This is a genomic window from Intestinibacter sp., assembly GCF_022780145.1.
Lineage (GTDB): Bacteria > Bacillota > Clostridia > Peptostreptococcales > Peptostreptococcaceae > Intestinibacter.
The window spans coordinates 1-4,933 of sequence record NZ_JALEXO010000027.1; the positions used below are offsets into that span (position 1 = coordinate 1).

Sequence of the window (4,933 nt, forward strand, 5' to 3'; positions counted from 1 at the left end):
CCTATTTCAGCACATTGAGGATCATTTATTGTTGGGGCAACAGCAAAGTCAAAATCTAATGTAGCTTCTGCTCTGTATGCTTCAGCAGTATTTTTGATTACTCTTTCCATCATTACAGGTAATTGTTTTCTAAGCTCTGGATCGAAGCATCTAGTAGTACCTTCCATATATCCATCTTCAGCTATAACGTTAAATCTAGTTCCTGAATTTAACATACCTACAGTAAGAACTAATGGACTAGATGGTTTTGTTTCTCTACTTACTATTGATTGTAAATTCATAACTATAGCAGAACTTGCAACAACAGCATCTATACAATTTTCTGGTTGAGAACCATGTCCACCCTTACCTTTTACATTTATGTAGAACCAGTCTGCAGATGCCATTCTTGGACCAGGTTCTATAGATACTTTTCCTACTGGAACATCTGCCCATATATGCATACCAAATATTCCGTCTACACCATCAAGAGCTCCATCGTCTATCATTGCAAATGCACCCTTAGCATTTTCTTCACCTGGTTGGAATAATAATTTTACAGTACCATTTATTTGATCCTTTACTTCATTAAGTATCTTTGCAGCACCTAAAAGCATAGATATATGACAGTCATGACCACAAGCATGCATCATACCTTCATTTTTAGATTTGAATTCAAAATCTGTAAGCTCTTCTACGCTTAAAGCATCTATATCTGCTCTAAGAGCAACTGTTTTTCCTGGATTTGCACCTTTTATAGTAGCTACAACACCAGTTCCACCAGCACTTACATATTCTATTCCCATTTTGTCTAGTTCCTCTTTTATTTTTTTACTAGTTTCAAATTCTTGCATACTAGCTTCTGGATATTGATGGAAATGTCTTCTCAATGAGATAACATAATCTTTGTTTTTCTTTGCTAATTCTTTTATTTCCATTTTAATTTCCTCTTTTCTTTAATCAATTTATACTTAATAAATTTTATTTTAATGAATTAAAGAGCTATCTCAAAATTGATATAGCTCTTTAATATTAGTCAATTATATCTAAATCTACATCAAAATTTATTTGCGAGATTTATATCCTGTATTTTATACCCTATAAGTAAATATTTCCATTTGGTCCTAGAGGTATATTTGCTATCATGAATATTAATAGTAATACTATCCAAGCTATAAAGAATATAATAGAGAATGGTAGCATAGCTGACATTATTGTACCCATACCAGCATTCTTGTCGTACTTCTTAGCATAGGCCAGTATAACTGGGAAGTATGTGAATATCGGTGATATTGGGTTAGTGATTGAGTCACCTATTCTGTAAGCCATTTGAGTTAAAGCTGGAGAATATCCTAATAACATAAACATAGGAACGAATATTGGAGCCATTATAGCCCATTTAGCAGAACAGCTTCCTACGAACATGTTTATGAAGCAAGCGAATACAACGAATGCTACTATTAGAAGTGGACCAGTTAATCCTACGTTCTTTAACCATTCAGCACCTTTTATAGCAAGTAATGAACTCATATTTGATGCGTTGAATAATGCTAAGAATTGACCTGCAGCAAATGCTAAAACTATGTAAGATCCCATTCCAGCCATTGATTCATATAATAAAGCTGCTATATCTTTATCGTTTTTGATTTTACCAGCAACTACACCATATACAACACCAGGTATGAAGAATAATAAAGTGATAAGTGGAACCATACCTGCCATTAATGGAGCAGCTGGTGCTAATAATGAACCTGTTTCTTTATCCTTCATGAATGCATTAGGTCCTATACATAAAGCAACTACTATTACTACGAATATTAACATTGCTATACCAGCATATTTTAATGCTTTCTTTTCTTGTGGTGTAACTTCTGCATTAGCATCATATCCTGTATCTTCATATGGAGTTCCATCAAAACGTGGAGCTATATATCTTTCAGTTACGAATGTACCTACAGCTGTTAATATGAAGCATGATACTATTAAGAAATAGTAGTTCATAGCTGGAGTACTTGTGTAGTTAGGATCGATTATTTGTGCAGCTGGTATAGTAAATCCTGCAACTAAAGCATCTAGCATTGAGATGATTAAGTTAGCAGAGAAACCTGCAGCAACACCTGCATATGCAGCGAACATACCAGTTAATGGATGTCTACCGATTCCTATGTAGATTAATGCAGCTAATGGTGGGAATACAACGAAACCAGCATCAGCAACAGCATTAGCCATTATACCTATGAATATAACTGCAGCTGTAACTAACTTGTTAGGAATTTTGCTAGCAACTGATTTTAACATTATTTCCATCATTCCTACTTTTTCAGCTAAACCTGCACCTAGCATTGTAACTAAAACTAGTCCTAAAGGTGCAAATCCTGTAAAGTTAGTAACTATACTTGATAAGAATAATTGCAATTGTTCTTTTGATAATAAGTTTACACCTGCAACAGTTTCCCCTGTACCTGGATGGACTGCTGTAACACCAGATTTTGCTACTATGGCTGATATTGCTATAACAACAAACCATAATGCAAAGAATATTGTTACTGGGTCTGGTAATTTATTACCAACTCTTTCTACTCCATTTAAGAATCTCATAAACAGACTTTGTTTTTCTGCGGTAGCTTGTTTCTTTTCCAAAACGAAAACCTCCCTTTATATTTATTTATTTAAATAATCTATAGCAGCCTGTGCTAAGCTTAGTGATAAGTTTTTCATATGCTTATCTTCCCAAGCAAATTTAGCATTGTGATGCAATATAGGATTATTTATATCGTCTGCCATTCCTACAAATGCAAATGATGCAGGTACTCTTTCAGCGAAAAATGCGAAATCTTCGCCACCCATAGATGGTGTAGGAAGCTCGTATACATTTTCATCTCCTACTATTTTCTTAGCAGCTGCTTCTAATACATCTGTAGCTTCTTTGTCATTTATTAGAGGTGGGAATTGTCTAATAAATTCAAATTCATAGCTAGCACCTTGAGGTTCAACTATACCTTTTACAAATTGTTCCATTGTATGTTCTGCCCAAGTTCTAGTTTCTTCATTTAAAGTTCTGACTGTTCCTTGGATTATAGCTTCTGTTGGTATAGCATTGTGACATTCACCAGAATGCACGTTACAACAAGATATTACAAGTGGATTTGTTGGATCATTTTTTCTGCTGACTATAGTTTGGAAAGCATTTATAACCTGTGCCATCATTGGAACTGGATCTACAGTTGCATGAGGTACTCCACCGTGTCCACCTTTTCCTGTTATTTTTACTGTAAATATATCAGGTGATGCCATCATAGCTCCGTGTTTTACTGCAACCTTTCCTGCTTCGACACTTCCCCATAGATGTCCACCGAATATTGCATCTACCTTTGGATTTTCTAAGACGCCGTCATTGATCATTGGCAATGCTCCACCTTCAACTTCTTCTGCTGGTTGGAATACTAATTTTACATTACCGTGTAATTCATCTTTTATTTCGTTTAGCATCATCGCAACGCCTAAAAGACTTGCTGTATGTCCATCATGTCCACAAGCATGCATCACTCCAGGAACCTTAGATTTAAATTCACAGTTTGATTCTTCATTTACTCTAAGCGCATCCATATCAGCTCTAAGTGCCACAGTTTTTCCAGGATGTCCTCCTTTTATTAAACCTACAACACCAGTTTTTGCTACATTTTTAGTAACTTCAATTCCTAATTTTTCTAATTCAGATGCTATTAATTTAGAAGTTTCATATTCTTCAAATCCTACTTCTGGATGCATATGAATTTGATGTCTTATTTCATATACCCTTTCATAATGCTTTTCCCATAAATCTTCTAATTTTTGGTTCATAACTTGCCTCCCCGTAAAATCTTAATTGAATTATTTTCTAAATCATACAATTTATGTATATATCTAAATTATAGGATAACACATTTGACTTTAAAATGACACAAAAATGTCAATAATTCTAAAAATAAATACATTTTTTTACATAATTAAAAATATTATTACAAGTTAATTTTTTTTAACCGTTGCAAATACTCATTTTTTACAAAATAATCTTTTTTTTACCAAAATTGTACTTTATTTTTTTTGTATTTATTTGTATTATATTTTTTCTGTATTATTTACATATCGATAATTATTTTTTTAAAATATATGCGAATTATTTTTTGAAATTTTCTATATTTTTTGTATATTCGTTAATTTACAATAAAAAAGACATATTAATATGTTCAAGTTATCACATACTTAATATGCCTTCTTTCATATTTCTAAAAATTAAACTTTATTATTCTTCTCGGTCTACCAGAACCGTCTTCAAAATGCTTGCCTACAACCTCTACATATCCATAGCTCTCTAGCTTATTAATAGCTCTATTTACAGTTCTATAAGACATATTGCATTGCTTTGACAATTCATCTGCTGTAAACCTATCCTTCTTGCATATATCTATCGCATTGTAAAAAGCCAATATCTTTTTTATGCTCACATTTGTTATCTCCGCTATTTTAATTAATCTATCGTTAACTGCGATTTCTCTTTTACTCTCTACCTTTGATTTTACAGGACCAATAATTCTACCATCTTCATAGATAATATAGGCTATATTTTCATTTGGATAGCCTTTGGCCTTTCTCACAGCATCGTTAGCCTTATACTTAGCTTCACTTGCTGTTTTACCATATCCTATTCCCATTGAAATTTTATTTAATGACTTCTCACCAATATCCTCTAGCAAATCTATTTTTGTATAATTTTCAGTCTCTGTTTCTAGTATTTTTTTTGTAGAAATCATTATATACATATTATAGCTAAATTCAATTACAGCAGCCTCTATTTTATTTGCAAATTCATAAATAATTTCTGTAACCTTGTTTTTTTCCTTCACATAATAGTATTCATTTCTGCTTATTATAGAATAAGAGTCTGGAAAATCTATTTCTACAAAAATAGCTACAA

The 4,933-nt window shown here is 32.6% G+C and carries 4 protein-coding genes; all 4 read right to left on the reverse strand.

Annotated elements, in window-relative coordinates; all coding sequences use genetic code 11:
• On the reverse strand, positions 1-917 hold a 917-nt coding region (locus MR593_RS01035; protein ID WP_290686007.1), incomplete at its 3' end, for an amidohydrolase.
• Positions 918-1,077: 160 nt separating this feature from the next.
• A complete protein-coding gene (locus MR593_RS01040) occupies positions 1,078-2,619 on the reverse strand; it encodes an AbgT family transporter (protein ID WP_331474704.1) in 1,542 nt (513 codons plus the stop codon).
• 21 nt (positions 2,620-2,640) lie between these two features.
• The gene (locus tag MR593_RS01045; RefSeq protein ID WP_290686009.1) at positions 2,641-3,819 is read right to left on the reverse strand and encodes a M20 metallopeptidase family protein; all 1,179 of its coding nucleotides are present in this window, start codon (positions 3,817-3,819) and stop codon (positions 2,641-2,643) included.
• A 425-nt stretch (positions 3,820-4,244) separates the two neighbouring features.
• On the reverse strand, positions 4,245-4,933 hold a 689-nt coding region (locus MR593_RS01050; RefSeq protein ID WP_290686011.1), incomplete at its 5' end, for a winged helix-turn-helix transcriptional regulator.

Coding starts and splice junctions, on each gene's coding strand:
- MR593_RS01045 (WP_290686009.1), bottom strand. CDS start 3,819: ATGAACCAAAAATTAGAAGATTTATGGGAAAAGCATTATGAAAGGGTA.